We start from the raw sequence: 580 nt of genomic DNA on the forward strand, positions 1-580 counted from the left end.
CGGCGTCTTCAGGACGCGCGCATAGGCTTCCTGCACCAGATCATCGGCATCGTCACGACCGCAAAAATGCGCCGCCTTGGCCCGGTAAGCGGCTGCGTGCGGCAGCACCTCGGCCATGAACCAGCGATCGATGTCACGCAGCCAGCTCAACCTATGCTCCAAACGGCTCGGAGCGCGCTTAGGACGGCATTCTTACAACAACGCGACATTCACGCGAAAACAGGACGGTCCTTCCGCAATCTGCGGCTCTAGGCGGCCCGGTCGTCGCGTTGCCCGTATGGCTCGGACGCGATCTCGCCTTTCCCGAGATGCGCCCAGCCCTCTTCCAAGAGCAGGACAAGGCTGAAGGTCGCGCCACCCTGCGGATTGTTTTCCGCCCACAATTTGCCGCCATGCGCCTCGACGATAGTTCGGCAAATCGGTAGGCCCAGTCCCAGGCCGGCACCGTTCGATTTGCTCGTCCGAAACGGTGCAAACAGGTTTTCGAGCATCCCCTGGGGAAGACCGCACCCGTTGTCGGACACTGTGATCAATACGTCGCGCTGACGGATATCGGTGGACACCACGATTTCCCGACGCG

General features: G+C 61.7%; 1 protein-coding gene. It reads right to left on the reverse strand.

Going from position 1 to position 580, the window contains the following annotated elements; translation table 11 throughout:
• Positions 1-248: 248 nt before the first annotated feature.
• Positions 249-580, reverse strand: a 332-nt coding sequence (locus AACY52_RS29495; protein WP_339561249.1) for an ATP-binding protein, incomplete at its 5' end; no start/stop codon positions are given.

Source organism: Pseudomonas sp. EA_65y_Pfl1_P113 (assembly GCF_963970525.1).
In the GTDB taxonomy this organism is placed as follows: Bacteria; Pseudomonadota; Gammaproteobacteria; order Pseudomonadales; family Pseudomonadaceae; genus Aquipseudomonas; species Aquipseudomonas tritici.